Below are 26,512 nucleotides of genomic sequence, written 5' to 3' on the forward strand. Positions count from 1 at the left end.
AATAAAATAATCCATCTCATTTTTGCAGTACTCAAATCTGGAAAAAAATATGAAAATAATTACCAAAATAGTTTGGCGGTGTCATAGAAATCAAGTCGGGTCGCAAATCTAGTTTTTTAAACAAGTCCTCGAAAAGCCAGACGTTTTTATTATATTTGGTCAAATATCTACGCATGAAAAAGTTTACATTGCTTTTGCTTCTTTTTTCTCAGCTTGTTTTTGCACAGTTTACCGACATTAATATCGTTAAAGAAATTCATGCTAAAAATAAAGGTTTGGTTGTTTCAGCCCATCCTTTGGCAAGTGAAGCTGGCGCAAAAATGATGAAAATGGGCGGAAATGCTTATGACGCCGTGATTGCAACACAACTTGCTTTAGCCGTAGTTTATCCGCAAGCTGGAAACATTGGCGGCGGTGGATTTTTAGTAGGCGTAAAAAATAATGGAGAGAAATTCACCATTGATTTCCGCGAAACCGCGCCCGAAAAAGCTTCCAAAGACATGTATCTCGACAAAAAAGGAAATGCCAATACCGATCTTTCTCAAAACGGCAGATTAGCAGTAGGAATTCCGGGTTCTGTTGCGGGATATTTTGCTACTTTAAAATATGCGAAACTTCCGATGGAAAAACTCATTCAACCCGCCATTGATCTTGCGGAACAAGGGTTTTCTATAACAGAAAGAGAAGCCAATTTGCTCAACAATCAAATGCAATTTTTTGATCAACACAATACCAATAAAACTGTTTTTCAAAAAACGGCTCCATGGAAACAAGACGATATTTTGGTTCAGAAAGAATTAGCTGCGACTTTAAAATTGATTCAAAAAGAGGGAGCAAAAGGTTTCTATGAAGGTAAAACTGCAGAATTGTTAGTCGCTGAGATGAAACGCGGAAACGGAATTATCACTTTAAATGACCTGAAAAATTATAAAGTCATCGAAAGAAAACCGCTTGCTTTTAATTACAAAGGAAATGAAGTGGTTTCCATGCCTTTGCCTTCAAGTGGGGGAATTCTTTTAGCGCAAATGTTGAAAATGGCAAGTTTCGAGAATCTTGAAAATCACGCGCAAAATTCTACGCAAGCGGTGCAAATAATGGTTGAAGCAGAACGTAGAGCTTTTGCTGATAGAGCAGAATATATGGGAGATCCGGAGTTTATTCAAGATCAAACTGCGAGGTTAATTTCTGAGGAATATTTAAAAAACCGCTGGAAAAGCTTCAATAAAAATGCTGCGACACCAAGTTCAGAAGTTGGTAAAATTATCGCGCAACCCAAAGAATCTACCGAAACGACTCACATCTCCATCGTTGATAAAGACGGAAATGCAGTTGCAGTGACGACTACTTTAAACGGACTTTATGGAAGCAAAGTGGTTGTTTCTGGTGCAGGATTTTTCTTGAATAATGAAATGGATGATTTCTCCGTAAAACCAGGTGTTCCCAATATGTTTGGCGCAGTTGGTGGCGAAGCAAATTCCATAAAACCCGGAAAAAGAATGTTGAGTTCCATGACTCCGACCATCGTTTTAAAAAATGGCAAACCCTATATTATTGTAGGAACACCGGGAGGAACTACAATTCCGACTTCGGTTTTTCAATCGATTGTAAATGTTTTAGATTTTAAATTGAGTCCAAATATGACCATCAATTCGCCGAAATTTCACCATCAATGGTTGCCTGAAACGGTGATGGTCGAAAAGAATTTCCCCGAATCTACGATTTTAGATTTAGAAAAATTGAAGTATAAAATAGAAAGAATCTCCCAACTCGGACGAACAGAAATGATCGTAATCGATGAAAAAGGAAGTGCTGTTGCGGTTGCAGACGGTCGAGGTGATGATTCTGTGGCAGTACAATAAGCGTATAAAAATGACAGAACAAACCAGATTTAAAGAGAAGCTTAGGAAGAAATTATTATCCATTAAACCAGATTTCAATGATCATGATTTAGAGACCGGGATCGAACGGTTTAAATTGTTTGAAGGGAAAGCCGGAGATCTTATTGTGAAAAAGGGAGAAAGATGCGATACTATTTTTCTCGCCGAAAAATCCATAAGCAGATGTTATATTTGGGATGAAAATCACGAAGAAAAAACAATTTGGATAGAACCTGAAATGAGTTTTCTTACGGAGTTTAAAAGCTTTAAATCTGGAGAAAAAAGTGGAGCAAACATTCACTTATACGAGGATTCACTCGTGTATCTTATCGAAAGGGAGCAACTGTTTAATCTGTACGAATCTTATCACGAATGGGCTTTACTCGGCATCCTTTTTTTAGAAGAATTTCTGCATTATACCATGGCTTTTTCTCATCAAATGCATTTTAATAATGCTACACAAAATTATAAGCTGATCGAAGAGAAGTATCTTCGGTATTTAAATATTGTTCCGTTAAAACATATTGCATCTCGTTTGAATATATCACCTGTTCATCTTTCTCGAATTAGAAATAAACCGGGTGAAAATAGTAAAAATTAACAAATGTTTAGTTGATCTTATCAATGAACTCATAAATTTGCCACACACAAATGATGAAGAAGAATTACACGATTCTTCTCTTTTTAACTTCTGCAGCGCTCATTTATTTTTTTCAAAAAACCTATAAATAGCGTTTTTTGAAAATTATTTTTATAATTAGTCGTCAGAAGTTCATTTCTTTTGATCAAGCAATTTTACTTCACTGATTTTATAGAAAGTCAATTATTTTCCTGCTAATTTTTTCAACATTCCATTAAAAATTAAGCCATGAAAAGGCAGAACGGAATACCAATACAATCTACCCGACAATCCAAGCGGACGAAAAGTAGCTTCCTGATGCAAAATGCCATCTTTAATTTTGAATTCTAACCAAGCTTCACCCGGAAGTTTCATTTCAGCGAAAAGCAAGAGCCTTTTTTTATCTTTGTCAGCATATAAAACGCGCCAAAAATCTACAGAATCTCCCGCTTCTAATTCAGTCATATTTCGGCGACCTCTTCGTAATCCGACACCACCAAAAACTTTGTCTAGAAATCCCCTGATTCTCCACAAGAAATCTGCGTAATACCAACCGGTGGTACCACCAATACTGAAGATTCGATTAAGTGTTGCGGTCTCATCATCGGTTTTTACTTCGCGAATATCTTTGAAGCAGCCTTCATCAGGAACTTCTAAGTATTGCCAAACTTGTCGGGTATGAAACTGACTCGTAAAGGAATCGTACCAACTCGACAATACATTATTTTGCTTAATCTTATCGAACGCCAGTTTGATGGCTTCCTGATAAGAAAAAAGATGAATTCCTAGTTTTTCGGCAAGATCATTTTTGGTAGCAACGACATCTATTTTCATACTGTCGACTAAATTTTGGGCCAGAAAATAACTCGTAGAAGTCACGAAATACAACCAGTACGAAGATAATTTGGGCGTCATCACGGGAACAATAAAAATAGTTCGCTTTAATCCTCGGATTTCAGCATACTGCAAAAGCATTTGCTTGTAAGTTAGAACGTCGGTTCCGGCAATATCGTAATGTTGATTATACGTAAATTCTTTTCCAAGAACACCATTTAAATATTGAATAACATTTCGAATCGCGATTGGTTGACATTTCGTATTCAGCCATTTTGGGGTGATCATGATTGGCAATTTTTCTACGATATCACGAATGATTTCAAAAGAGGCACTTCCGGATCCAACGATTATTCCCGCACGAAGACTTGTTAAGCCATAATTCGAACTTTGCAAAGCTTCCTCTACATTTTTTCTAGATTGTAAGTGCTTTGAAAGCTTTTCCTCATTGATAATTCCCGTTAAAAAGACAACTTGTTGAACCTTTGTTTTTTCTAATGCTTTGCGAAAATTTTCCGCTGAAATTTTTTCTTTTTCCTCAAAATCACCTTCATTGGAAGACATGGAATGGATCAAATAATAAGCAGTATCAAGATCTTGCGGAATATTATCTAAAGTTTTTTCATCTAAAAAATCGTTTTCAATAACTTCTATTTGATCTAAATTATTTTTAAATAATTGAGTACCGAAACGTTTCTGATCTCTCACAGAACATACAATATGGTGACCTTCTTCTAAAAGCTGAATAAGAAGCCTTTTCCCAATATAACCAGTGACGCCTGTGAGAAGTATTTTCATGATGTAAAGTATTTTTCTAAAATGGTAAATCGACTTTCAAAAATAAATCTGACTTTATTTTTCACTAAAGCTCCGCCAAATAAATCTCCAAAAATCCCGAAAGGCATTTTGAAATTTACGATGTCGGTCATCTTTACTTTTCCTGCTTCAATTTCTTCAAAATGATGTTCGTGATGCCACATCGCATACGGTCCGAAACGTTGTTCATCAACAAAAAATTGATGATCTTCTAAATGCGTAATTTCTGTAATCCAATTGGATTTAATCAAAGGTAAAATTCCGATTTTATAGGTGATGATTTGGCCTTTATATGTTTTGGAGGGCGGATTATTGGTGATTTTGAAATCCATTTCCTTGGGTGTAATTTTATCCAAATTGGTAGGAATCGTAAAAAAATCCCAAGCTTTTTCCGGAGAAATGGGTAAAATCTGTTCAGAAGTTAGCGTATAAATCCCGGACTGTTTGGTGATATTAATTTTCATCGGTTAATCTCAATTTTTTTTATTTTTTAAATATTCAAACACAAGGGTAATCGAATAGAGGAGTGCAAAGCAATAGAAACTGTCTTCCAAAGGAATTGTTCCCAACCGAATTCCTAAGTTCTCGGTATTGTCATAAAAAACGACGGGTTTTTCAGAATAACTTCCCGTAAGCGCAGAATTCACAAAAAAGAATGGAATAAAAATGATGATGAAACTCAAATAAAATCTTTGGGCATATTTCCATTCAAATATAATTTGTAACAGCATTAAAATGGTGAAAATCCCTACACAAACGAAGGTGTACATTTTATCATAATTAAAAACGGTAATCAATAAACCCACAAGAAATAAAACGTAGGTGATCCATTTTGTGGTTTTTTTCTCCAATTGAATGGCCGGAAAAAAATATTTGAGCGCATAATGAATAAAAACACTCGCATAAGGAATCAGTAGAAAAAACAACCATTCTTCAAGAGGCAGTTTCAAAATCCTAAATCCGATTAAATATTGATCGTTGAAGCCCCAAACATTTTGGTAGGCAAAATAAATATCCCACAAAATAAAGATGATTCCCACTGCAATGATGGAAGTGAAATAGGCTTTCCAATGTTGAATAAAATGCATTCTTTTTTTCTCAAAACTGAAAAGAAAAGGAACGATAAAACTAAATACATCTAAAAGGAGATAATAGTAAGATTGCAAGATTTATTTTTTTGAGGTTGATAATCGGGCTTCTCTGAAATACTTCATCGGTACGAACAACATTCCGAAACATTCACCGTCTTCTTTGCCTAAATGTTTATGATGAATTTTGTGAGCTTTTCTTAAACCTCGCAAATACCAATTGTTGGTATTGTCAAACCACTTGAATCTGCGATGAATCAAAACATCATGAACCGTAAAATAGGCGATTCCGTATAACAAAATTCCTAAACCCACGAAAAACATCCAATTGAATTCACCGCGTGTTCCGAAGTAAAAAAGCATCATACTGGGAACAGCAAACACCACAAAGAAAGCATCATTCTTTTCAAAAACGTGTGGATATCCCGGTTGATGGTGATCTTCATGCAAAAACCATCCTGCAGAACCGTGCATGACAAACTTATGAGTAAGCCAAGTAACGCCTTCCATCGTAATGAAAACCCCGAGTGTTAAAAAAATATAGCCTACAAATTCCATTTTATAATTTTAAATAATTTTTAATATACAATTTTAGATCATCGTCTTCTGTACTTTTATATGTCCTGGTTAAAAAAGTACGGTCTTCGGAAATATTTTGTGTATATCCCAATATTCGGGGTGCTTTTTCCTGGGTAATCAGTCGCATCAATCTGATTTCTAAATTTCCCGGATCTGATTTTACCGCATATTCCAACGTTTTTTTTCCGTCGTTGAAATACTTCATTTTTTTCAGAGGGTTAAAAATATGTTTCGCCATAAAAAACTGTCCTACCGCCAAAAAACCGGCATACAGCGGTTTGTTGGTTTTTTTATAGGCGATGGTCGATTTTTCTATTAAATCTTTCGCTGCCTTTTCTGAACTTTCGCCAGACTTCAGCAAAGTCCTGTATTCATTTAAGTTTTGCGACAACATCATCTGTGAAAATATTAAAAATATAAGGATAATCCATTTTTTCATTAAAGTAAATTCAGATTTTTATTTAAGATCATTTCCCCAAAAAGATACATTTTTCGTGCATTACTCACGCGGATTCTTTTGGTCAAAAGCAAATCGGGCCTTGTTCTTCTAATTTTTTTCAAGAGGTTGAAATAATATTTATACGCCATGAAAACAGCTAATTTACTGGAAATAGGCAACATTTTGATTCCGATTTTTGCGTGTTCAAAATCATTTGCAATATCTTTTTCGATGGTGATTTTATCTTGTTTGGAAAAATTTTTGAAATCAACCCCTGGAAAATAAGTGCGGTTTAAATCGGTAAAATCGGCATTAATATCACGCAAAAAATTAATTTTTTGAAAAGCAGCTCCTAAACTTTGTGCATAAGGTTTTAGTTTTTCATACTCTTTTTCATTGCCATTTACGAATACTTTCAAACACATCAAACCTACTACTTCTGCAGATCCATAAATATATTCGTTGTACTTTTCATCATTCAAATCCTTGATTTCACCTAAATCCATCTTCATCGAATGTAAAAATGCGTCCACTAAATGTTGAGGAATATTTTTTTCGCGCTGTGTAAGACAAAATGAATGCAAAATGGGATTGAGCGAAATGCCATTCTCTTTTGCAGATTCGTAATTCTGCTCAAATTCTGACATCAGTTTTGCTTTGTCGTAATCATGAAAAGTATCTACAATTTCGTCCGCTAATCTTACAAAACCATAAATATTATAGATGTGTTGACGAATCTCTGGGTGAAAAAGTGACGAGGCTTTATAAAATGAAGTGCTGTATTTTTCAGTAACCATCTTTGAAGATTGCCCACAAAATGAATTGAAAATTTCTAAATTATTCATGATATTAGAATATTTTATTTTGATGTTGAATGATATAATCGGTAACTACTTTTCCAGAAATCAATGCTGGTGGAACTCCAGGTCCCGGAACAGTTAATTGACCAGTATAGAAAAGATTTTTAATTTTTTTATTGCTGATACTTGGTCTTAAAATGGACGTTTGCAAAAGCGTATTTGCCAATCCATAAGCATTTCCACGACAAGAATTGTACCGCTCTTTAAAATCTTGTACTCCAAAACTTTTCTTAAATAGAACCGATTGTCGCAAATCTACGCCGATGTTTTTCTCAATACGATCCATGATCAATCCAAAATATCTATCGTGAATATCTTGGCTATCTTCTAAATCTACCGCGACAGGAATCAGGAAAAAACCAATTTCTTTTCCTTCCGGACATAAATCAGGATCCGTTTTGGAAGAAAAATTCGCATAGAACAAGGGTTTTGTCGGTAATTTCGGCGTGTCGTAAATTTCTTTAGCATGATGCTCAAAATCGGTATCAAAGAATAAATTATGATGCTGAAGTTCCGGCACTTTTTTATCGAATGCTACATAATATAAGAAGGAAGAAGGAGCGAAAACTTTTTTCTTCCAATATTCTTCGCTATAATTCTTTTGGTCCGTCTGTAATAATTTCTCGGTATGTGCGTAATCTGCTCCTGAAATCACCAAATCGGCCTCGAAAATATGGGTTGTTGTAATAACTCTTCTTGCTTTGTTATTTTCAGTTTCTATTTTAGTAACTTCTTCATTAATATGAAACTGAACTCCTAATTCTTTTGCCAATTTCACCATTCCTAAAGCTACTGCATTAAATCCTCCTTTCGGATACCAAGTTCCCAAACCAAAATCTGCATGGTTCATGAAATTATAAAAAGCCGGCGTATTTTGTGGTTTTGCTCCTAAAAATAAGACCGGAAATTCTAAAATACTTTGCAGTTTTGGATTTTTAATATTCTTCCGCACGGTTTGAGAAATGTTCTGAACGAAAAGTGGCAACCGAACAGCAGTTTCTACACTCACCAATTCTAACAAGGATTTTCCGGGGTTATAAACCAAATCTTTCATCGCAATCTCATAATTCTTGCGAGAATCTTCCATGAATTTTCTCAGATGTTTTCCACTTCCCGGTTCTACTTCTTCAAATTTAGCAATGATTTTTTCGGGTTCATCAGAAATATCGATGTAATCATCTTTACCAAAAATCACGCGATAACCCGGTGAAAGTTTCTGCAATTGGTAATAATCTGAAACTTTTTTCCCGAAATCAGCGAAGAAACTCTCGAAAATATCCGGCATCCAATACCAACTTGGTCCCATATCGAACTTGAATCCCTCGATTTCTAATAGAGAAGCGCGGCCTCCAAGTTGTTCGTTTTTTTCTAAAACTTGCACAGAATAACCTGCTTTTGCCATATAACACGCAGAAGCAATTGCAGAAAAACCAGAACCAATAATGACTACTTTTTTCATTTTCATAATAATAGAACAAAAATATACTTTTATTTCTTAAATAGAAAAAATTTTTACTAAATTTGTCAATAAATATTAATGAATATATGAAAAATATAGATGCATCCCAGCAAAAAATACTCGAGCTCTATTCCAATTATGTTTTGCGGAACAATAAGAAGCCTTTGAATGTTTTTACTTTTTGTGAAGACCATGAAATTAGCGAAACTGATTTCTATTTTTACTACGCAAATTTTGAGAAATTAGAAAGTGATTACTTGCGATTTTTTATGGAGGAAACGCTGCGTTTGATTGCTGAAGAAGAAAATTACCATCAACAAAACGCAAAACACAAAATGCTCTCCTTTTATTATACCTTTTTTGAGCAGTTGACCATGAACCGAAGTTTGGTGATCTATTTATTAGAGTCAGACAAAAATAACTTGCAAAATGTTAAAAGGCTTTTGCCATTGAAAAAAGATTTTCAACTTTTTATAAGAAGTTTAGATATTTCTGAACCGATGATGGAAAATACTACCGAAAGTATGGCGAAAATTGAAAGGCTTAAAAATAAAGGCATTGAAGAATTGTATTGGGGTCATTTTATGGCGACACTCAAATTTTGGTTGGATGATACCAGTTCAAATTTTGAAAAAACCGATATTTTTATAGAAAAATCAGTGGATACCAGTTTTGAATTTTTAGAGGTGAAACCCTTGAAGAAATTGGTTGATTTGGGTAAATTTCTCTTTAAAGAAGTTAAAAATAACAGATGAAAACATTAGATAGAATTCCAACTGGCAAAATAGAAAGAGCGAGTAAATTGATTTCAACAGGTGCGAAAATCGGCGTGAACTACCTTAAGTATTACGGCGAAAAAATCACCAAAACAGAAGATGAAGCCAAAGGAAACCTTAATAAAAACAATGCTTCTGATATTTACGACGGTTTAAAAGAATTAAAAGGAAGCGCTTTGAAGGTTGCTCAAATGTTAAGCATGGAAAAAAATATTTTACCCGCTGCTTATGTTGAAAAATTTTCCCTTTCTCAATTCCAAGTTCCGCCACTTTCTGCACCTTTGGTTGCTAAAATATTCAAAAATTATTTCGGGAAAAAACCAACCGAATTGTTTGATCGATTTAATCCAGATTCCAGCAATGCTGCAAGTATCGGACAAGTTCATAAAGCCTGGAAAGACGGAAAAGAGTTGGCTGTTAAAATTCAGTATCCTGGAGTTTCTGATAGTATTTCATCTGATTTAGCGATGGTAAAACCGATTGCGATGAAGATGTTCAATATTAAAGGAAAAAATTCCGACCAATATTTTAAGGAAGTTGAAGATAAGTTGTTGGAAGAAACAGATTATGAATTAGAATTGAAACAAAGTCTAGAAATAAGAAAAAGTTGCGAAAATTTACCAAACCAGGCCTTTCCAAATTACTATCCTGATTTATCGAACGGGAAAATCATAACGATGGATTGGATGCACGGAAAGCATTTATCAACTTTTTGTGAAGCGAATAAAAATCCAGAATTGGCGAATAAAGTGGGACAATCTTTATGGGATTTCTACATGTTTCAAATTCACAGTTTGCGAAAAGTTCACGCAGATCCGCATCCAGGAAATTTCTTGGTTTCCGACGATGGAACTTTAGTCGCCATAGATTTTGGTTGTATGAAAAGCATTCCGGAGGATTTTTATTTCCCTTATTTCGAATTATCTGTGCGCGAAAATTTAGAAAATAAAGCGTTTTTCGACCAGAAACTGTTGGAATTGGAAATCATTAGGGAAGATGATTCGCCCGAAGAAAAAGAATTCTTCACCCAGATTTTTTATGAATTGCTCTATTTATTTACGACGCCTTTTCAGCAAGACAATTTTGATTTTTCAGACAATGCTTTCTTTGAAGCCATCGCAGATTTAGGTCAGAAATATGCCAAGAATACCCAAATGAAGGGCAGAAACGCCAATCGAGGTTCGAAGCATTTCATCTATATGAACAGAACATTTTTTGGTTTGTACAGTTTGATGCACGACATTAATTCAAAAAATATCAAGATTAATAATTACAAAAATTTTATTTAAAAGTGATTTTAAACGACGCACAAATAGATCGAGTTATAGAAATGGCTTGGGAAGATCGAACTCCTTTTGAAGCCATCACTTATCAGTTTTCTCTCGCAGAAAAAGACGTCATTGCTTTGATGAGAAAGGAACTGAAAAGAAGTTCTTTTAATCTATGGCGCGCTCGTGTAAATTCTGGTGTGAGTCAAAAGCATCTGTTTAAAAGGAATTCTGAAATTGACCGTTTCCGATGCAGCCGACAGAAAGCCATTTCGGGAAATAAAATCAGCAAACGATAAAAGAGAGATGGAGAAAAAAGTGATCACCATGACTAAAGAGATGATTTTGGAAAGTGAAAAATATTTCCGAATCAAACTCATTAATTCTTTAGCGGGAATTCGACAAGCATCTTTGATAGGTACAAAATCGAAAGATGGGCAAGAAAATCTCGCGATTTTCAATTCTGTGATTCACTTGGGAGCAAATCCGCCCTTGTTTGGTTTTATTTCCAGACCCGATGTTGTAGAGCGCGATACGTTAGAAAATATTAAAGAAAGTGGGACTTATACGATTAATTTGATCGACAAAAAGTTCGTGAAAGAAGCACATCAAACTTCTGCACGTTATCCAAAAAATGTCTCTGAATTTGACGCAGTAGGTTTTACACCAGAATATGTAGGAACAATTTTTCCGCCTTTCGTGAAAGAAGCAGAGATAAAAATTCAAATGAAGTTAGAGCAGATTTTGAATATCGAAATCAACCATACCATTTTGGTGATCGGAAGTATTGAATCGGTTCAAATTCCCGAAAATCGTTTAGCAGAAGATGGTTTAGTTAAGCCAGAAAATTTATTGTTAAGCGGTGGTTTAGATGCGTATTATTCGAGCCAGTTTTTAGAGCAAATGCCTTATGCAAAGCCGTAGATAAGAAGTAAAATATTGAAAAATATAAAGAAAGAAAATCTCCCTTTCAATATTTGTCCGGTTTGTAAAAAAGAATTTACCTGGCGAAAAAAATGGGAAAAAAATTGGGAAAACGTGATCTATTGTAGCGAAAGATGCAAACGAAATAAATAAAAAAAATAACATTCAACCATGAAAAACATAGTGATAATTGGAGCAGGAAAAGGCATTGGACTCAAATCTGCAGAACTCTTAAAAAACGAAAATCTCTACACCATTTCTCGCAATTTAACACCTGAACTGGAAAGTTTAGAGACCACTTTTTTTCAATTGGATGCCTCTAAAAATGATTGGAGTGAATTATCTTTGCCCGATCAATTACACGGATTGGTTTTTTGTCCGGGTTCCATTAATTTGAAGCCTTTTAATCGATTAACCGAAGAAGATTTTTTAGCAGATTTTCAGCAGAATTTTTTGGGTGCAGTACGGGTTATTCAAAAATGTTTACCAGCTTTGAAAAAATCGGGTGGTGCAAGTATCGTTTTGTTTAGCACTGTTGCAGCAAAAGTAGGAATGCCTTTTCATACGTCGATTGCGGCGAGTAAAGGTGCGATTGAAAGTTTTGCGAGAAGTTTAGCTGCAGAATTATCCGCAGCGAAAATTCGGGTAAATGTGATTGCGCCTTCTCTTTCAGATACTTCTTTGGCAGCAATGCTTCTTTCAACGGAAGAAAAAAGAGAAGCTTCTGCGAAACGCCATCCGTTGCAAAGAATTGGTTCAGCTGAAGACAGTGCGCAACTCGTGGAGTTTCTGCTTTCAGACAAAAGTTCTTGGATGACAGGACAAGTAATCGGTGTTGACGGTGGTTTAGGCAATATAAAACTTTAAAAAAAACATTAATAATATGGAATTAAATTTAATCATTGATATTTTATCGGAACTCGATACTTTTCAAAAAGCACAGTCTGGAAATCAAACAAGTTTAGAAGATTTTCGACTGTATTTAAACCAAAAAGCTTACGAAAGTGAAACTCCCAGAAATCTTACCCAAAAGTTTGGTTTGGAAGTTTTCGACCTCGAAAATGAAATTGCTAAACAAGTAATTATGTTGGGAAGATATTCTAAACATTTGATAAAGAAGTCTTTAGAGAGTCATCCCGATTTGGTGAATGAAGATTTTACCTACCTTTTTAGATTGATGGATTATCCTTCGCTGACGAAAATGCAATTGATTGAAAAAAATGCCCACGAAAAACAAACCGGTATTGAAATCATCAAAAGGCTTGTAAGAAACGGTTTATTGGTTGAAAGTCCAGACGAAAATGACAAAAGAAGTACCCGAATTGCAGTCACCGAAAAAGGAAAGAAGGTTTTTACAGAATCGATGCAAGATATCACCATGGTTTCGAAGATTATGTGTGGAAAATTAGATCAAGATGAAAAGGAAAACTTATTGGTTTCTTTAAAAAAATTAAACACTTTCCATCATACGGTTTATACAAATCTCCGAAATGAAGATCCTAAGAAATTATTGAAAATGGTGGAGAATGAAGGATAAAATAAGTGTTTTTTGGTTTCGAAGAGATTTAAGATTATCCGATAACCACGGTCTTTTTAAAGCTTTGGAAACTTCTGAAAATGTTTTGCCCATCTTTATTTTTGATACAGATATTTTATCAAAATTGGAAAATAAAGAAGATAAAAGGGTAGATTTTATCATGCAAACTTTGCAAACACTCAACGAATATCTCGAAAAATCCGGAAAAGCAATCCAAATTTTTTATGGAAACCCTTTAATCGTTTTTAAAGATTTAATAAAAAATAACAAAATTGAAAATGTTATTTGCAATGAAGATTACGAACCTTCGGCGATCCAAAGAGATTTAGAAATCGCAGAATTTTTAAATGAAAACGGGATTGATTTTTTAACTTTTAAAGATCAAGTTCACTTTCATAAAGATGATATTTTAAAAGCAGACGGAACTCCATATACGATTTACACGCCTTATTCGAAGAAATGGTTATTACAATATAATGATGGTGAAAGGGAGTTTTATCCTAGTGAGAAACTCCTTCATCATTTTATCGACGTTGAAAAACAACATCTTTCTTTAGAAAAAATAGGTTTTATAAAAACAAATTATCATTTCGAAATCCCTAAAATTAATAGGGAAATTATAAAATCATATCACGAAACCAGAAATTTTCCGACGACTAAAACTTCTGAAATGAGTGTTCATCTGCGTTTCGGAACAATAAGTATAAGAAAATTGGCTCATGAAGCTGCGCAACTCAATGAAACTTATTTGAAAGAATTGATCTGGCGAGAATTTTTTATGCAGATTTTGTATCATTTTCCGAAAGTGGTACATGAATCTTTTAAGAGAAAATATGACCAAATTTTGTGGCTTTATGATGAGGAAGATCTAAAAAAATGGCAAGAAGGAAAAACGGGTTATCCTATTGTTGATGCGGGAATGCGCGAACTCAATGAAACGGGTTTCATGCACAATCGCGTTCGAATGGTTTGCGCAAGTTTCTTCACCAAACATCTTTTAATGGATTGGAGAATCGGCGAAGCTTATTTTGCAGAAAAATTAATGGATTATGATTTATCTGCGAATAATGGAAATTGGCAATGGAGTGCAGGAACCGGTTGCGATTCAGCGCCTTATTTTCGAGTGTTCAATCCAGAAGAGCAGCAAAAAAAATTCGATCCAGCGTTTAAATATATCAAAAAATGGATCAAAGAATTTGGAACAAAAGAATACCCAAAACCGATTGTAGAACACAAATTTGCGCGATTAAGAGCACTTGAAACCTATAAAAAAGGATTGCAGGAATAAGGTGATGATTGTGATAAGAATCGATTTAGACTAAAATCTTCAAACTTTTAGGCAAAACTTTTATGTGAATAGGAGAGGAGATTTCGTTGTATTCACCGTCTAAATGCCAATCTTTGGTATTCACGCTAAATTCAATTTCGGGAACTGAAAGATAGGAAACATATCGATCTTCCTTTAAATTTTTTGAAAACATTCTTGCCGCAAAAATAGCTCCATAATACATCGGAAATTTTTTCACCAAAACAATTTCGGCTAATCCATCAACAGTACTTGCATGTGGAGCGATATAGGCATTGTTTCCGAATTGACGCGTGTTTGCAACATTCAACATTAAATATTCACCATCGTGTTTTTTAAATTCTTCTGATTTAAATTGAACCTGAATTGGTTTGTAATTGAAGAAAGTCTTGATAGAAACTTTTATGTAATTGGTAAAACCTCGACTTGTTTTTTCGAATTCTTTGACCACTTTTCCGTCGAAACCGGTTCCAGAAACATTAATTGAAAGTTGATTATTCACTTTAAAAGTATCGATTTCGCGAAATTGAAAAGCTTCTATTTTAGCGAGAAGGTCGTCTAAATTTTTAGTAAAATTCGTTTCATTCGAGAAGCCATTTCCAGAACCTGCAGGAAATATAGCAAGAATTTTCCCTGTATTGATAAGGCTTTTTGCCACCGAAGAAATGGTACCATCTCCACCAACTGCTACAAAAATATCGGTCTTCTCAAAGTGATCACGAACGAAATTTTCAGTTCCGTGAAGCGATTCGGAGATATAAAAATTTGCATTTTCGACCTCTTTTTTTAGTAAATCAACAAAAGGCTGATAATTTTTTTTAGCAGAGTAAGGATTGATGATAAAAGCTACATTTTTCATGGTGTGCAAAAATAAACAAAGCAACGGATTAAATCTGCTTTCTTTGTCATTATTATATTCCCAACCGTTTTTTAAATTCGCTTTTCAATATTGTTTGAATGGCGGAAAAAGGAACTTTAATTAAAACCGGACCCGCTGCATAAGCCGTAATTTCATATTGATTATAAAGGAAATACAGGTGATCCTGGTCAAAATAAAAATTATCGTTGAGTGGAATTTCTTTGACCAAAAGCATTTCTGATTGACCATTTTCCAAATCATTCTTTAAAAAGTAATCCATTAAAATTTTACTCCATATTTTTGGATTTTTGTCGGACAGTACATCAGCTAATTGAAGTGTTTTTTTGGTTTGAAGATCAAAAACTTTATAAAATTCATAATAATATCCATGAGCTCCACCTGTAAATCCGTCTCCAGAATACTTTATTGTCAGCAAATCATTTTTATTGGAAAAAATGGTCATGTCTGAATTGTTATTCCATGTTTGTTCAAAATCGGGTTTCCAACTTTGCAGTCCATCTTTTGTTTCTTGATAAAATTGAGATTTTTTAGCCTGAAGTTCCTTCAATAAATGAGACTTAGAATAATTGGTCGGGTGAATTTCTGTTTTGGAATAAATAGAATCTAACAAAATAGAATCTTTTATTTGAGGAAAAACCAATAATTTGGATTGAAAAGCGGCCGTTACATTTTCGTTAATTTTCAATGAATCATCAATCTGTACCGAATCAATTGCGAATTTTTCAGGAAGGGAATCATTGATTTTTGTTGTTGCAGAAGTATCTTCATGCATTTTCTTTGCTTTATTGCAACTCATTGCCGCGAAGAATAGAATGGTAAATATGGCGAATAAATTTTTCATTTTTAAATTTAATCAAATTTACTTGTTTAAAAAAATGTTCGGGATGGATATCTTTAACGAAAAAGACTGCGAATTTTATTTTTTAAGGATTTTTTCCAAAAAAAAACTGCTCAAAAATTTGAACAGTTTTATATGATTATTTCAAAAAAATATTAGACATCAATTTTAGCATAGATGGCATTTTTCTCAATAAATTCTCGTCTTGGTGGTACTTCATCGCCCATCAACATGGAGAAAACGTTGTCTGCTTCTGCTAAACTTTCGATTGTAACTTGTTTCAAAATTCTGTTTTCAGGATTCAAAGTTGTTTCCCAAAGTTGTTCAGGATTCATTTCCCCCAAACCTTTGTAACGCTGAACTTCAACACCTTTTCCGTCTGGAGCCATTTCTAAAGTGATTTCTTCACGCTCTTTTTCATTGTACGCGTAAATCTTTTTGTTTCCTTTTTTCAAGAGATATAATGGCGGTTGAGCGATATAAATGTATCCGTTTTCGATTAATTCCTTCATATATCTAAAGAAGAAGGTCAAAATCAAAGTTGAAATGTGAGAACCATCGATATCCGCATCGGTCATGATGACTACTTTGTGGTAACGTAGTTTTGCCATATTCAAAGCTTTGGAATCTTCTTCTGTTCCTACAGAAACTCCAAGTGCGGTATAAATATTTTTGATCTCTTCGTTGTCGTATACTTTATGAACCATTGATTTTTCAACATTCAAAATCTTACCTCTTAATGGTAGAATTGCTTGAAAATGACGATCTCGACCTTGTTTCGCAGTACCACCTGCAGAATCTCCCTCGACTAAGAACAATTCAGAAATAGCGGGATCTTTGGAAGAACAGTCAGACAGTTTTCCAGGTAATCCACTTCCTCCCATTGGAGATTTACGTTGAACGAGTTCTCTTGCTTTTTTCGCAGCTTGTCTTGCTTTTGCAGCCAAAACTACTTTCTGAACGATGAGTTTTGCTTCATTTGGATTTTCTTCCAAAAAGTTGCTCAACATTTCTCCCACGATTTTGTCAACCGCACCAGAAACTTCGGAGTTACCCAATTTTGTTTTGGTTTGCCCTTCAAACTGAGGTTCCATCACCTTTACAGAAATCACCGCAGTTAAACCTTCACGGAAATCGTCACCGGTAACTTCTACTTTTTCTTTTGCAGGAAGTCCTAATTCATCGGCAAACTTCTTCAAAGTTCTTGTTAAAGCTCTTCTAAAACCTGCAAGGTGAGTTCCACCTTCATGGGTATTGATATTGTTAACGTACGAATGTAAGTTTTCGGTGTAAGAAGTGTTGTATCTCATCGCAACTTCTACAGGGATATTATCTTTTTCACCTTCCATGAAAATCACATTATTCATGATGCTTTCACGGTTTCCATCGATATATTCTACGAATTCTTTTAATCCACCTTCAGAGAAAAACAGATCTTGTTTAGCATTTCCATCTTCGTCTTTTTCTCTTTCATCGGTTAACGTAATTTTGATGCCTTTGTTCAAATAAGAAAGCTCTCGCATTCTATTCGCTAAAGTATCGTAATTAAAGATTAATTCCTGAAAAATGGTATCATCCGCTTGAAAGAAAACTTCGGTTCCACGTTCTGTTGTGGTTCCAATTTCAGCAACTTCTGCGAGCGCTTTTCCTTTCGCATATTTCTGTTGATAAATTTTACCATCTCTGTTAACGGTTGCAATCAAGGAATTTGAAAGGGCATTTACTACAGAAACTCCAACTCCGTGAAGTCCACCGGAAACTTTGTAAGAATCTTTATCAAATTTTCCACCAGCTCCAATTTTCGTCATTACAACTTCCAATGCAGATTTTTGCTCCTTTTCGTGCAGGTCTACAGGAATTCCACGGCCGTTATCTTTTACAGAAATACTTTCACCCTCATGAATTGTTACGGAAATAGCGTCACAATGTCCCGCCAAAGCTTCATCAATCGAGTTATCCACAACTTCATAAACCAAATGATGCAAACCTCTTATACCTACATCACCGATGTACATTGAAGGTCGCATTCTTACGTGTTCCATTCCTTCTAAAGCCTGGATGCTACTCGCTGTATATTCTTTTTGACTCATAATATTTTTTATTTGTTGAAGTTTTAAAACTCCAACATTTTCAATGAAATTTAAATTAAAATGATACTGAAATTTCTGTCTTTTTTATCTTTTCAAAAGACTCACAAATATACTGAATTTCGACGTACTATCAAAGTTAAGGAAGTCATAAAATTGCAGTTCTGTTGCCAAAAAAAATCCTCAAAAATTTGAGGATTTGTATTTATTTAATGGCTTTGCGTGGAATTAAACTAAAGTTGCCTGAACTTTAATTTCGGTATTTAATAACTTGGAAATTGGGCACGTTTTTTCTGCATCTGCAACCAATTCATCAAACTTTTCATTTGAAATTCCAGGAATATTGGCAATTAGCGTTAAACTGGATTCTGTGATTTCACCTTTTGTAGGATCTAAATTAATCACGCATTTCGTTTCTAAATTTTGTGCTTTAAAACCTGCTGCATCAATTTTAAAAGACAAAGCCATGGTGAAACAACCAGCGTGTGCGGCTGCAACCAATTCTTCAGGATTTGTTCCTACTCCTTCTTCAAAACGGGAATTGTAGGAATATTGAGTCTGATTCAAAGTAGTACTTTGCGTGGTCAAATTTCCTTTTCCTTCTTTACCTGAACCTTGCCAAACGGCTGTTGCATTTCTTTTCATGACGATATTTTTTTAGATTTTACGTAAGTTTCATCAAGACAATATCGTCAATTTTTTCCACTTTTACCAGATTATATTTGGTTAAATTTTTCGCGGCTTTGTCCCATTTTTTACCAGAAAGTTCACTTTTCACTTTTACGAGTCCTAAAGTCATTGGTTCTTCCTGACTTTTTAGAATTTCTAAAACCTTTTTTTCGTCTTCATCCAATTCGAAAGTTGGCGCTGCTTTTTCCGGTTTCATTTGCGGGAAGAATAAAACTTCTTGAATGGAAGGATTGTTCGTCAAGAACATGATCAAACGGTCCATACCGATTCCCAAACCTGAAGTTGGCGGCATTCCGTATTCTAAAGCTCTGAGGAAATCTTCATCAATAAATCCGGTCGCTTCATCGTCGCCTTTTTCAGCGAGTTTTAATTGTTCTTCAAAACGTTCTCTTTGGTCAATCGGATCATTTAATTCTGAATAGGCATTTGCGATTTCTTTTCCGCAAACCATTAATTCAAAACGTTCTGTTAAACCTTCTTTGCTTCTGTGTTTTTTGGTTAACGGAGACATTTCTATCGGATAATCTGTGATAAAAGTTGGCTGAATGAAATTTCCTTCGCATTTTTCGCCAAAAATTTCATCGATTAATTTTCCTTTACCCATTGTTTCGTTCACGTCAACTCCAATGGATCTCGCAAAATCAAAAAGTTCCTGCTCCGATTTCCCAGTGATATCAAAACCTGTAAATTTCTGAATAGCTTCTGTCATCGAAACTCTTGGATAGGGCGCTTTCCAACTGATGATATGTTCGCCAAAAGTAGAATCTGTGCTTCCGTTCACTTGAATAGCAGAAAATTCCAACAATTTTTCTGTGAAATCCATCATCCAGTTGTAATCTTTGTAGGCAACGTAAATTTCCATTGCTGTAAATTCAGGATTATGAGTTCGGTCCATTCCTTCATTTCTGAAGTTTTTCGAGAATTCATAAACTCCATCAAATCCACCTACAATCAATCTTTTCAGATACAATTCATTGGCAATTCTTAAATATAATGGAATATCCAAAGCATTGTGATGCGTGATAAATGGTTTTGCCGCTGCTCCACCTGGAATTGCCTGTAAAATCGGAGTTTCAACTTCAAAATAACCTGCGTTGTTGAAATAAGTTCGCATCGCATTGAACAATTTTGTTCTTTTAATGAAAACTTCTTTCACTTGAGGATTTACAATTAAGTCAACGTAACGCTGTCTGTATCGAAGTTCTGGATCATTAAATGCATCATAAGTCACTCCGTTTTCATCCGTTCTTGGTTGCGGAAGTGGGCGCAAAGATTTGGTTAGAATTTTGAAATTCGTAACTTTTACCGTCATTTCACCAACTTGGGTGTTGAACAATTCTCCTTCAATCCCGATGATGTCTCCGATATCTAAAAGGTGTTTGTAAACGTCGTTATAAAGCGTTTTGTCTTCACCAGAACAAATTTCGTCACGATTAAAATACACCTGAATTTTACCTTCCGAATCCTGAAGTTCAGCAAAACTTGCTTTCCCTTGAATTCTTCGGCTCATCAATCGGCCTGCAATGGTAACTTTTTTCCCTTCAACAAAATCTTGCTTAATGGTTTTGGTTGTTTCTGTAATGGTATATTCTTCGGCCGGAAAAGCGTTGATCCCCATTTTTTCTAGGGTTTGTAGCTTTTCTCTTCTGATGATTTCCTGTTCTGATAACTGCATTTTTCTTGCTTTTTAAGTCCGCAAATTTAGTGATTTTTTATCTGAAATGATAGGGTTTATTAACAAAAAATACACCCAAAAGTCACTGTCTTCCAAAGTGTTTTTTGATAGCATTGTTACAAAATTAATAGGTAATAAAAACATTGGTCTTCACCAAAGGCAAGATCATATTGATCTGATCTTGAAAAAGATTCATTTTTTGAACATGAAACAATCATCAAATTCAATTTTTTTGAAAACGAAAAGATTATTGCAATTTATTATTTTGCAACAACTGAATGCTAATATCACGAATCATGCATTGTCTAAAACTTTTTTCATTTCATTTTATTTTTAGGAAAATCAATAAATCAAAGGGAAAAAACCTTCAATAATTTGAAACATGGACTGCTTCAATTTTTCTACATCAAACTTCTTTGGTGGCAATTTGCGTTTTCTGATACAATCTTTTGTAATTTTAAATTCTGAAAACCAAAACCATGAAAAAACAAGAATTAGAAATTCAATCGATCGATTTTACGGAGTTTTCAAATAAACTGAAAACGAAAGGTGAAAGTAAGGAAACTTATCTTCACTTGCTGAAAACTACTTTAGAAGAATTACCGAATTTTGCAATTGGTCCTTATTATTGGTTTATACCCGATAATACAGATATGTCGATTATTGACAGCAGTGATAATATACATGAATTAACGCCCTTCAAAAAAGACGAATGGAAAAAATATTATCCTAATTTTTTTGAACGAATAATGGCCACCGAAGATTACCAGTATTTCTTGGGTTGTACCGTAATGATGTTGGATTTTTTAGAGAAAATTGATGCGAAAGAAAGACAAAATTATAAATTCAGCATCTATTGTAGAATGGAAGATAAAAAGAAAAAACTGAGATGGACGTTGATACAATTTCCTAAAATTATTTATAATGAGGAAGGTCGCGGTGTAAGTGGAGTAGTAATGGTAACCGATTTGGGGATTTTTGAAGTCATTAATAAACCGAGAATGACCATTATGAACATTTCTAATGCAAAACACCCGTATTATTTGGCGATTTTGGAGAAGAAAAAAATTGAAAATTTAGATATTCCAAATATTTCTAGAAGAGAACGTGAAGTTTTGGCGTGCATCATCAATGGACTCAAAACACCCGAAATTGCAGTAAAACTCTTTATTTCTTACCACACTGTAGAAAACCACAAACGAAATCTTCGGATAAAAACGAATTGTAAAACTTCCGGCGAATTGGTGAATTTTGTGCTCCAAAATCAATTGATGTAAATATCTTATTTAATTCATTGCCCATTCAAAATCAATATCAATGAATCCGTGAATGATGTTATCTGTTGAAAATTCTGGAAATTGTTGCCAATGTCCTTGTTTGTAATTGGTAGAAATCAGCGTGAAATGTTCGTCTGATAAAGGTAATTTTTTAAAATTCAGTTCGTGGTAAAAATAAGAAACTGTGTTGAAAGACAAGGTATAAATTTTCCCTTGAACTAAAGGAAAATCTACAAAAATCTTGTGATAATCTTTGGTGTTTTCTATTTTTAAAAAATAGGTCGCAATTGGCAACCTTGTTTCGGTGTCCCACATCGTGATTCTTTTGATACCCAATTCTGAATTTTTGATGTTGATGGATTTTATTTTTCCGCCAGATTTTGCCAAAAAAGTTTCACCCATTTCCCAAGGTCCTGTATTTGCTATTTTTATGGGTAATCCGGAACTATATAAAGCCGTTTGAAAATAATTCTCTTGCGAACCGAATGAAAATCCACCTTTAAACATCATACAACCTACTGTAAAAAACAAAATAACAATCGATGCGTAAAAAGGAAGTTGGATTTTGGTTTTCATCGTCTTTTTTATTTCAATTAGTAGTCAATTTCGTTGATGCATTTTATCTTTTTAATATCCAATTTTTCAAACCGACTATTTTTGAGAACAAATGCCTGAAGAATTTTTAATTTGGGAGTATTATTGGTAACTACCGCAACAATTTTTTCGTCTGGATAAGGATTTTTTCTTGAACAACCGGAAACTCGTACTTCCTGATTTTTGAGGACATTTGAGAATTTCAAAACCTCAATCACCGATTTGGTTTTGGTTTCAGGATTCACCATTTTTTCAAAAATCACTACGCGAACATTTGCTTTTCTAAAGACTTCAAAAGCCAAATAATACGGCGCACTTTCTGATATTTCACCTAAAATAATACCTTGTTCATAACGAAATCCTTTCAAAAGAGACAAATCTTTTTCGGTGACGAATTTTTTTTCTAAAAGTGAAGAAAATTCATAGGAATATTTGCCTTGCGAAAAACAAAGTTGTGGGATGAAGAATAGAAAAATAAGGGAGTATTTCATTTATCTTCTTTTCATTATTTCTTGTATTTGGTCTCTCAATTTTTGGGCACCTGCATCCATAGTTGTGGTTTTCTTCTTTCCATCTTTATCAAAATTACAATTCAGATCGATGTCTTTTATTTTTTTGAAATAGTGAAGATTTTTTTCGCTGATTGCCTTCGCATAATTGGTTCCGTTTCTGGCATTTATTTGTTCTAACTGCGTTTTCAGTTCATTCAATTGGTTGATGGCGATGTTGTAACATTGTATTTTATTATTCGCGATGGTTTTTAATTTTTCGCCATAACCACTGTTGTTATTATAAATGTAAAGCGAATATTCCTGGCTGCAAATTCTTTTCTCTAATTCTAACCGATCCGTCACCACTTTATCTATCACATCCATTGCCATTGCTCCTAGACGAAGACCTTCTCTACTTTGTGCACTACCACCAGCTTTTAAGAAATTATTTAAGTTTTTTTCTTTATCCAACATTTGGCGTTTGTGTTGAACCAAAGCTTCGGCTGCTTCGCAATTTTTTTTCGGATCATTATTACCTTGATATTCTAGATCTTTTTCCTTTTCTCTTATTATTTCTTCATTGGTGGCAATAGCTTCTTGCATTTCATCACCAAAATCACGGCCATCAAAACATTCATTTACGTCTTCTATTTTTTCTATTTTCACAAAATGTTTGTCGCTTTCTACCGCCAAAGCAATCATCGTATTTCCCATGCTATCTTTATAATAACCTGTACCAAAAGCTCCGATGTAATCTTTTATAGAAATTCTCTGCGCATGATACGCACTAAACAAATATTTTTTGCTGCTTTCTGTACTTCCTTCAATTCTGTACGGAAGTGTTGGAAGATTTTGACTCGTAAATGGTTCTCGATAAGGTGAAGCAAGTGCATTAGGATTGTTGAGTACAAAATTGGTAAGCATTCCGTAAGGAATGGCTTCTGGAGGCAATTGTGCGAAAAACGTTTTTTTTCCTTCTTTACTTACCCGGAAGGTGAATGATTCTCCGATTTTAGAAATAATCATCATATCAAATCCGGGTTGTGTATTTGCCATTCCGTCGCAACTTTCTTCTCCACGAGACATAAATTGCGCAACATACCCATCTTTGGTATTGATGTAGAAACAACCTCTCATTACTTTCCCATAACTGTTGGAATAATATTGAAATTTTTTATCGAAACAGATTTTTCTATTTCTTTCAATTCTTCTCGGGACATGGTTTTTGAAAACCGAATTGGCGCCAATCAAATCACCATAAAAAGAACACGTTGTTGGGGAACGCCGACAAATTGAGTCCAATTTCGCTTGGTCTTTTCGTCTTTGCGCTTCTGTATAAGGACCTTGTGCAAAGGTAATTTGCAGAAAAAACAAGGTGATAAGAAAAGAAAATAGGGTTTTCATTTTTTTTAGATTTTTACGATTTTTTCTTCACGGTAAAAAATAACCAAATTCTGTGTGAGTCATCTGGATTACCTTGATAAGCACTAGAAACAACAGTACCTCCTCTTGCCGTATAAACAGAATAATACCCATCTGTTTTAACGAGCATCACTTCTTCTTTTGAAGGAATATCTTCCAAATAGAAATATACGATCTTCTTTTCAGTCATTCTTAAATGATCAAAACTTGCAAAATCATTATCTTTATGGGCATTCTTCATAACGCATTCCACCACGGCGACAATACGTCTTTCTTTAACTAATTTTTCAGAAACTCGAACCGAAATTCTCTTAATATAATTGTTAGAATCAACTTCTCTATTATCACCATAGTAACTATTGGAACGATGAAAGGCATTGTCCCCAGCAAAAATATCAAACAAGTTTTTCTGATTTAGATCTGTTTTGATTGGCGGGACATTAACGTTTATTTCTCCATTTGCATCTAATTCTCGAAAAGTCACATTTACTTCTCCCCAAGTTTGTCGGCAATCGTTATTATCAATGGTATTTCGGGAAGCTTCTGCTATTGCGATAGAATTTAAGGAAAATTCGTAGGAAACCAATTGGTCTTTTGCAGCATCGTCTTTATCTTTTTTTCCAACTTCTGTTTTTATAATTTTTTTAGTTTCTAATGCTTTTACTTTTGTTGGCACAAGTTGCGCCCAGAACATCATCTGAAAACATAAAAATGCAACTAGTGTAATTGTTTTTTTCATTGCTGGTTTTTTTAGTAAATGATTAAATGTCTTCCTTTCTAAAATTTTCTAATATATTGTTTGGACACCCGATTTTTTAGCACCGATAGAAGCGGCATCCTTTTTCTTGCGAGGGGAAAAGCGAAGGAAGAAAAAGATACAGCGGATAGCGGGAAATAGCTTCAAATGAATCGTGAATTATTTAATCACCACAAATTCCACTCTTCTATTGAGTTTTTTGTCGTTTTCAGAAGTGTTCGCATTCAACGGTTCGGTTTCGCCTTTTCCGAAAGTTTCTAATCGGGAACTGGATATTTTGTATTTGGTTTGAAAATATTGGGCAACTGCTTTTGCTCGGTCTTCGGAGAGTTTTTGGTTGGCTGCATCGTTTCCATCGCTATCGGTGTGTCCTGTAATACTCACTTTTACAGAAGGATTTTCGGCGAGCACTTTTCCTAATTCATCTAAAATTTTGAAACTTGCGGGTTTTATGGTTGCTTTATTTACATCAAACAAAATTTCGTTGGTGGTGAAACTTCCTGTTTCCAAAAGTTTGTGGCGTTGGTCTTCACCGGCTTCTGCCAATCGCAGATTGGTGATAAAATATTTGTCTTTTGTGTTTTTGTAAGTCCCGATAAAGAAAATAATCTGGTTGTAATTTGCTTCGCCAAATGCGGTTGGCAAATCCCAATATTTTTTGCCATTTATATACATACGGAAGCGGTTTTTTTGTCGCCAAACTTGTACACGAACGGTGTTGTTGGATTTATTAAATTCAGGTACAACTACTACATTTTTCATGATTTCCTTTTTTTCGGAAATTACAGAAATGTTGCTATTTCCTGTTGTTCCTGCTAGGGAATTTGCTGGATCTACACCAAATATCATGGCTTCTTTTCGTTTAAAGGTAGTGTTCCAAATATTATCTGCTTTGGTAGTTTTTTCGGTAAAAACAACGCTCAAAGATGTAGAATAATAATTAAAATTTTCGGTGGTGGTTACATCGAATTCAAAGGTGAAATTTTCGGGTAACTTGGTGATATTATTTGGGGTAAAACTGCCTTTATCAGAAATTTGCAACCATTTTTGACCGTTGAAATTTTGTATTTCTCCGCTGCTGTTGGTGAACCAATTGACAGGGAAATCTCCTTCTGCATCTTGACTAAATTTTTCTTCAAAAATCACTTTGCTTCCTGGGACAAAATCCGAGTTTTTATTCGTCCCGATTGATGAAGAGGAAGATGAACTATTTTTGGTGTTTGTTTTTTTGTTGTTCAAAATCGCATCCATACCTTCATTGGTGGTTTTGGTGGCTTTTTGTTCTACTTTATTTTCGATGGCTCTTTCAGTAGATTTTTGGGCTTTTTTTGCCAATTTTTCTAAGAATTGCGCGTTAGAAAACGAGAAAAATAGAACTAAAACGGTGGTAAATATGGTTTTCATGTTTATTTTATTTTT

At 34.5% G+C, this 26,512-nt stretch carries 28 protein-coding genes; 11 read left to right on the forward strand and 17 right to left on the reverse strand.

Annotated features, from left to right (window positions below; genetic code table 11):
- Positions 1 to 173 precede the first annotated feature (173 nt).
- Entirely contained in the window at positions 174 to 1,859 is a 1,686-nt protein-coding gene (ggt, locus tag BW932_RS13560) for a gamma-glutamyltransferase (protein ID WP_076388504.1), read from the forward strand.
- Between the two features lie 10 nt (positions 1,860 to 1,869).
- On the forward strand, positions 1,870 to 2,478 hold the full coding sequence (locus BW932_RS13565) for a Crp/Fnr family transcriptional regulator (protein ID WP_076388506.1): 609 nt from the start codon (positions 1,870 to 1,872) through the stop codon (positions 2,476 to 2,478).
- 222 nt (positions 2,479 to 2,700) lie between these two features.
- Here the strand turns inward: BW932_RS13565 and BW932_RS13570 are convergent, their stop codons facing one another.
- Genes BW932_RS13570 through BW932_RS13600 form a run of 7 tightly spaced genes read right to left on the reverse strand, consistent with a single transcriptional unit; the run spans position 2,701 to position 8,571 of the window.
- On the reverse strand, positions 2,701 to 4,128 hold the full coding sequence (locus BW932_RS13570; protein ID WP_076388508.1) for an SDR family oxidoreductase: 1,428 nt from the start codon (positions 4,126 to 4,128) through the stop codon (positions 2,701 to 2,703).
- Entirely contained in the window at positions 4,125 to 4,610 is a 486-nt protein-coding gene (locus tag BW932_RS13575; RefSeq protein ID WP_076388510.1) for an SRPBCC family protein, read from the reverse strand. The genes BW932_RS13570 and BW932_RS13575 overlap by 4 nt, the downstream gene beginning before the upstream one ends.
- A 9-nt stretch (positions 4,611 to 4,619) precedes the next feature.
- Entirely contained in the window at positions 4,620 to 5,312 is a 693-nt protein-coding gene (locus BW932_RS13580; RefSeq protein ID WP_076388512.1) for a lycopene cyclase domain-containing protein, read from the reverse strand.
- Between the two features lie 3 nt (positions 5,313 to 5,315).
- Entirely contained in the window at positions 5,316 to 5,792 is a 477-nt protein-coding gene (locus BW932_RS13585; protein WP_076388514.1) for a sterol desaturase family protein, read from the reverse strand.
- A 1-nt stretch (position 5,793) separates the two neighbouring features.
- On the reverse strand, positions 5,794 to 6,252 hold the full coding sequence (locus BW932_RS13590; RefSeq protein ID WP_143745572.1) for a hypothetical protein: 459 nt from the start codon (positions 6,250 to 6,252) through the stop codon (positions 5,794 to 5,796).
- On the reverse strand, positions 6,252 to 7,097 hold the full coding sequence (locus BW932_RS13595; RefSeq protein WP_076388518.1) for a phytoene/squalene synthase family protein: 846 nt from the start codon (positions 7,095 to 7,097) through the stop codon (positions 6,252 to 6,254). Before BW932_RS13595 ends, BW932_RS13590 begins: the two co-directional genes overlap by 1 nt.
- 4 nt (positions 7,098 to 7,101) lie before the next feature.
- Positions 7,102 to 8,571 carry a phytoene desaturase family protein gene (locus BW932_RS13600; RefSeq protein WP_185113924.1) on the reverse strand — a complete coding sequence of 490 codons (1,470 nt, stop codon included), beginning with the start codon at positions 8,569 to 8,571 and terminating at the stop codon, positions 7,102 to 7,104.
- An 86-nt stretch (positions 8,572 to 8,657) separates the two neighbouring features.
- Between BW932_RS13600 and BW932_RS13605 the strand changes: the two genes are divergently transcribed.
- From BW932_RS13605 to BW932_RS13640, 8 genes are read left to right on the forward strand one after another with little or no spacing between them, the layout of a single operon-like run.
- A complete protein-coding gene (locus tag BW932_RS13605) occupies positions 8,658 to 9,326 on the forward strand; it encodes a TetR family transcriptional regulator C-terminal domain-containing protein (protein ID WP_076388522.1) in 669 nt (222 codons plus the stop codon).
- Positions 9,323 to 10,636, forward strand: coding sequence for an ABC1 kinase family protein (locus BW932_RS13610; RefSeq protein WP_076388524.1), 1,314 nt, complete (start codon positions 9,323 to 9,325; stop codon positions 10,634 to 10,636). Before BW932_RS13605 ends, BW932_RS13610 begins: the two co-directional genes overlap by 4 nt.
- Positions 10,637 to 10,677: 41 nt before the next feature.
- On the forward strand, positions 10,678 to 10,914 hold the full coding sequence (locus BW932_RS13615; protein ID WP_076388526.1) for a TIGR03643 family protein: 237 nt from the start codon (positions 10,678 to 10,680) through the stop codon (positions 10,912 to 10,914).
- Complete coding sequence (locus BW932_RS13620; RefSeq protein WP_245820749.1) at positions 10,853 to 11,539, forward strand: flavin reductase family protein; 687 nt, start codon at positions 10,853 to 10,855, stop codon at positions 11,537 to 11,539. Before BW932_RS13615 ends, BW932_RS13620 begins: the two co-directional genes overlap by 62 nt.
- Positions 11,540 to 11,563: 24 nt before the next feature.
- A complete protein-coding gene (locus tag BW932_RS13625) occupies positions 11,564 to 11,692 on the forward strand; it encodes a DUF2256 domain-containing protein (protein WP_221404518.1) in 129 nt (42 codons plus the stop codon).
- A gap of 18 nt (positions 11,693 to 11,710) precedes the next feature.
- Complete coding sequence (locus BW932_RS13630; RefSeq protein WP_076388532.1) at positions 11,711 to 12,406, forward strand: SDR family NAD(P)-dependent oxidoreductase; 696 nt, start codon at positions 11,711 to 11,713, stop codon at positions 12,404 to 12,406.
- A gap of 16 nt (positions 12,407 to 12,422) precedes the next feature.
- Positions 12,423 to 13,076, forward strand: a complete 654-nt coding sequence (locus BW932_RS13635) for a MarR family winged helix-turn-helix transcriptional regulator (RefSeq protein ID WP_076388534.1) — start codon at positions 12,423 to 12,425, stop codon at positions 13,074 to 13,076.
- Positions 13,066 to 14,364: a cryptochrome/photolyase family protein gene (locus tag BW932_RS13640; RefSeq protein WP_076388536.1), complete on the forward strand. Its 1,299-nt coding sequence runs from the start codon at positions 13,066 to 13,068 to the stop codon at positions 14,362 to 14,364. The genes BW932_RS13635 and BW932_RS13640 overlap by 11 nt, the downstream gene beginning before the upstream one ends.
- Positions 14,365 to 14,389: 25 nt before the next feature.
- Here the strand turns inward: BW932_RS13640 and BW932_RS13645 are convergent, their stop codons facing one another.
- The 5 genes from BW932_RS13645 to lysS form a co-directional block, all read right to left on the reverse strand.
- Complete coding sequence (locus tag BW932_RS13645; RefSeq protein WP_076388538.1) at positions 14,390 to 15,241, reverse strand: diacylglycerol/lipid kinase family protein; 852 nt, start codon at positions 15,239 to 15,241, stop codon at positions 14,390 to 14,392.
- A 52-nt stretch (positions 15,242 to 15,293) separates the two neighbouring features.
- On the reverse strand, positions 15,294 to 16,103 hold the full coding sequence (locus BW932_RS13650) for an RsiV family protein (protein ID WP_076388540.1): 810 nt from the start codon (positions 16,101 to 16,103) through the stop codon (positions 15,294 to 15,296).
- Between the two features lie 152 nt (positions 16,104 to 16,255).
- Positions 16,256 to 18,190 (reverse strand): DNA topoisomerase (ATP-hydrolyzing) subunit B, encoded by a 1,935-nt coding sequence (gene gyrB, locus BW932_RS13655; RefSeq protein ID WP_076388542.1) that lies wholly within the window; start codon positions 18,188 to 18,190, stop codon positions 16,256 to 16,258.
- A gap of 225 nt (positions 18,191 to 18,415) precedes the next feature.
- On the reverse strand, positions 18,416 to 18,832 hold the full coding sequence (locus BW932_RS13660; protein ID WP_076388544.1) for an OsmC family protein: 417 nt from the start codon (positions 18,830 to 18,832) through the stop codon (positions 18,416 to 18,418).
- 19 nt (positions 18,833 to 18,851) lie between these two features.
- On the reverse strand, positions 18,852 to 20,552 hold the full coding sequence (lysS, locus tag BW932_RS13665; protein WP_076388546.1) for a lysine--tRNA ligase: 1,701 nt from the start codon (positions 20,550 to 20,552) through the stop codon (positions 18,852 to 18,854).
- 479 nt (positions 20,553 to 21,031) lie between these two features.
- Here lysS and BW932_RS13675 point away from each other — a divergent pair, with 479 nt between their 5' ends.
- Positions 21,032 to 21,829 carry a response regulator transcription factor gene (locus BW932_RS13675; protein ID WP_076388550.1) on the forward strand — a complete coding sequence of 266 codons (798 nt, stop codon included), beginning with the start codon at positions 21,032 to 21,034 and terminating at the stop codon, positions 21,827 to 21,829.
- A gap of 9 nt (positions 21,830 to 21,838) precedes the next feature.
- On the opposite strand, the gene BW932_RS13680 is transcribed toward BW932_RS13675, so the two are convergent.
- The 5 genes from BW932_RS13680 to BW932_RS13700 all read right to left on the reverse strand — a co-directional run bounded on the left by BW932_RS13680 (position 21,839) and on the right by BW932_RS13700 (position 26,497).
- On the reverse strand, positions 21,839 to 22,405 hold the full coding sequence (locus tag BW932_RS13680) for a hypothetical protein (RefSeq protein ID WP_076388552.1): 567 nt from the start codon (positions 22,403 to 22,405) through the stop codon (positions 21,839 to 21,841).
- Between the two features lie 17 nt (positions 22,406 to 22,422).
- On the reverse strand, positions 22,423 to 22,914 hold the full coding sequence (locus tag BW932_RS13685; RefSeq protein ID WP_076388554.1) for a hypothetical protein: 492 nt from the start codon (positions 22,912 to 22,914) through the stop codon (positions 22,423 to 22,425).
- Entirely contained in the window at positions 22,915 to 24,318 is a 1,404-nt protein-coding gene (locus BW932_RS13690; RefSeq protein WP_076388556.1) for a hypothetical protein, read from the reverse strand. It lies immediately after the preceding gene.
- A 13-nt stretch (positions 24,319 to 24,331) separates the two neighbouring features.
- Positions 24,332 to 25,075 carry a hypothetical protein gene (locus BW932_RS13695; RefSeq protein ID WP_143745573.1) on the reverse strand — a complete coding sequence of 248 codons (744 nt, stop codon included), beginning with the start codon at positions 25,073 to 25,075 and terminating at the stop codon, positions 24,332 to 24,334.
- A 177-nt stretch (positions 25,076 to 25,252) separates the two neighbouring features.
- Positions 25,253 to 26,497, reverse strand: a complete 1,245-nt coding sequence (locus BW932_RS13700; RefSeq protein WP_159436436.1) for an OmpA family protein — start codon at positions 26,495 to 26,497, stop codon at positions 25,253 to 25,255.
- Positions 26,498 to 26,512 lie beyond the last annotated feature (15 nt).

It is taken from the genome of Kaistella chaponensis, assembly GCF_900156725.1.
GTDB classification, from domain to species: domain Bacteria; phylum Bacteroidota; class Bacteroidia; order Flavobacteriales; family Weeksellaceae; genus Kaistella; species Kaistella chaponensis.

What these genes read in the sequence shown, in the direction of transcription:
- BW932_RS13575 (WP_076388510.1), bottom strand. Translation starts at nt 4,610, where the DNA reads ATGAAAATTAATATCACCAAACAGTCCGGGATTTATACGCTAACTTCT.
- BW932_RS13685 (WP_076388554.1), bottom strand. Translation starts at nt 22,914, where the DNA reads ATGAAATACTCCCTTATTTTTCTATTCTTCATCCCACAACTTTGTTTT.
- BW932_RS13690 (WP_076388556.1), bottom strand. Translation starts at nt 24,318, where the DNA reads ATGAAAACCCTATTTTCTTTTCTTATCACCTTGTTTTTTCTGCAAATT.
- BW932_RS13600 (WP_185113924.1), bottom strand. Translation starts at nt 8,571, where the DNA reads ATGAAAAAAGTAGTCATTATTGGTTCTGGTTTTTCTGCAATTGCTTCT.
- ggt (WP_076388504.1), top strand. Translation starts at nt 174, where the DNA reads ATGAAAAAGTTTACATTGCTTTTGCTTCTTTTTTCTCAGCTTGTTTTT.
- BW932_RS13630 (WP_076388532.1), top strand. Translation starts at nt 11,711, where the DNA reads ATGAAAAACATAGTGATAATTGGAGCAGGAAAAGGCATTGGACTCAAA.
- BW932_RS13605 (WP_076388522.1), top strand. Translation starts at nt 8,658, where the DNA reads ATGAAAAATATAGATGCATCCCAGCAAAAAATACTCGAGCTCTATTCC.
- BW932_RS13650 (WP_076388540.1), bottom strand. Translation starts at nt 16,103, where the DNA reads ATGAAAAATTTATTCGCCATATTTACCATTCTATTCTTCGCGGCAATG.
- lysS (WP_076388546.1), bottom strand. Translation starts at nt 20,552, where the DNA reads ATGCAGTTATCAGAACAGGAAATCATCAGAAGAGAAAAGCTACAAACC.
- BW932_RS13695 (WP_143745573.1), bottom strand. Translation starts at nt 25,075, where the DNA reads ATGAAAAAAACAATTACACTAGTTGCATTTTTATGTTTTCAGATGATG.
- BW932_RS13610 (WP_076388524.1), top strand. Translation starts at nt 9,323, where the DNA reads ATGAAAACATTAGATAGAATTCCAACTGGCAAAATAGAAAGAGCGAGT.
- BW932_RS13585 (WP_076388514.1), bottom strand. Translation starts at nt 5,792, where the DNA reads ATGGAATTTGTAGGCTATATTTTTTTAACACTCGGGGTTTTCATTACG.
- BW932_RS13675 (WP_076388550.1), top strand. Translation starts at nt 21,032, where the DNA reads ATGAAAAAACAAGAATTAGAAATTCAATCGATCGATTTTACGGAGTTT.
- BW932_RS13680 (WP_076388552.1), bottom strand. Translation starts at nt 22,405, where the DNA reads ATGAAAACCAAAATCCAACTTCCTTTTTACGCATCGATTGTTATTTTG.
- BW932_RS13595 (WP_076388518.1), bottom strand. Translation starts at nt 7,097, where the DNA reads ATGAATAATTTAGAAATTTTCAATTCATTTTGTGGGCAATCTTCAAAG.
- BW932_RS13590 (WP_143745572.1), bottom strand. Translation starts at nt 6,252, where the DNA reads ATGAAAAAATGGATTATCCTTATATTTTTAATATTTTCACAGATGATG.
- BW932_RS13660 (WP_076388544.1), bottom strand. Translation starts at nt 18,832, where the DNA reads ATGAAAAGAAATGCAACAGCCGTTTGGCAAGGTTCAGGTAAAGAAGGA.
- BW932_RS13645 (WP_076388538.1), bottom strand. Translation starts at nt 15,241, where the DNA reads ATGAAAAATGTAGCTTTTATCATCAATCCTTACTCTGCTAAAAAAAAT.
- BW932_RS13700 (WP_159436436.1), bottom strand. Translation starts at nt 26,497, where the DNA reads ATGAAAACCATATTTACCACCGTTTTAGTTCTATTTTTCTCGTTTTCT.
- BW932_RS13565 (WP_076388506.1), top strand. Translation starts at nt 1,870, where the DNA reads ATGACAGAACAAACCAGATTTAAAGAGAAGCTTAGGAAGAAATTATTA.
- BW932_RS13615 (WP_076388526.1), top strand. Translation starts at nt 10,678, where the DNA reads ATGGCTTGGGAAGATCGAACTCCTTTTGAAGCCATCACTTATCAGTTT.
- BW932_RS13640 (WP_076388536.1), top strand. Translation starts at nt 13,066, where the DNA reads ATGAAGGATAAAATAAGTGTTTTTTGGTTTCGAAGAGATTTAAGATTA.
- BW932_RS13635 (WP_076388534.1), top strand. Translation starts at nt 12,423, where the DNA reads ATGGAATTAAATTTAATCATTGATATTTTATCGGAACTCGATACTTTT.
- BW932_RS13570 (WP_076388508.1), bottom strand. Translation starts at nt 4,128, where the DNA reads ATGAAAATACTTCTCACAGGCGTCACTGGTTATATTGGGAAAAGGCTT.
- gyrB (WP_076388542.1), bottom strand. Translation starts at nt 18,190, where the DNA reads ATGAGTCAAAAAGAATATACAGCGAGTAGCATCCAGGCTTTAGAAGGA.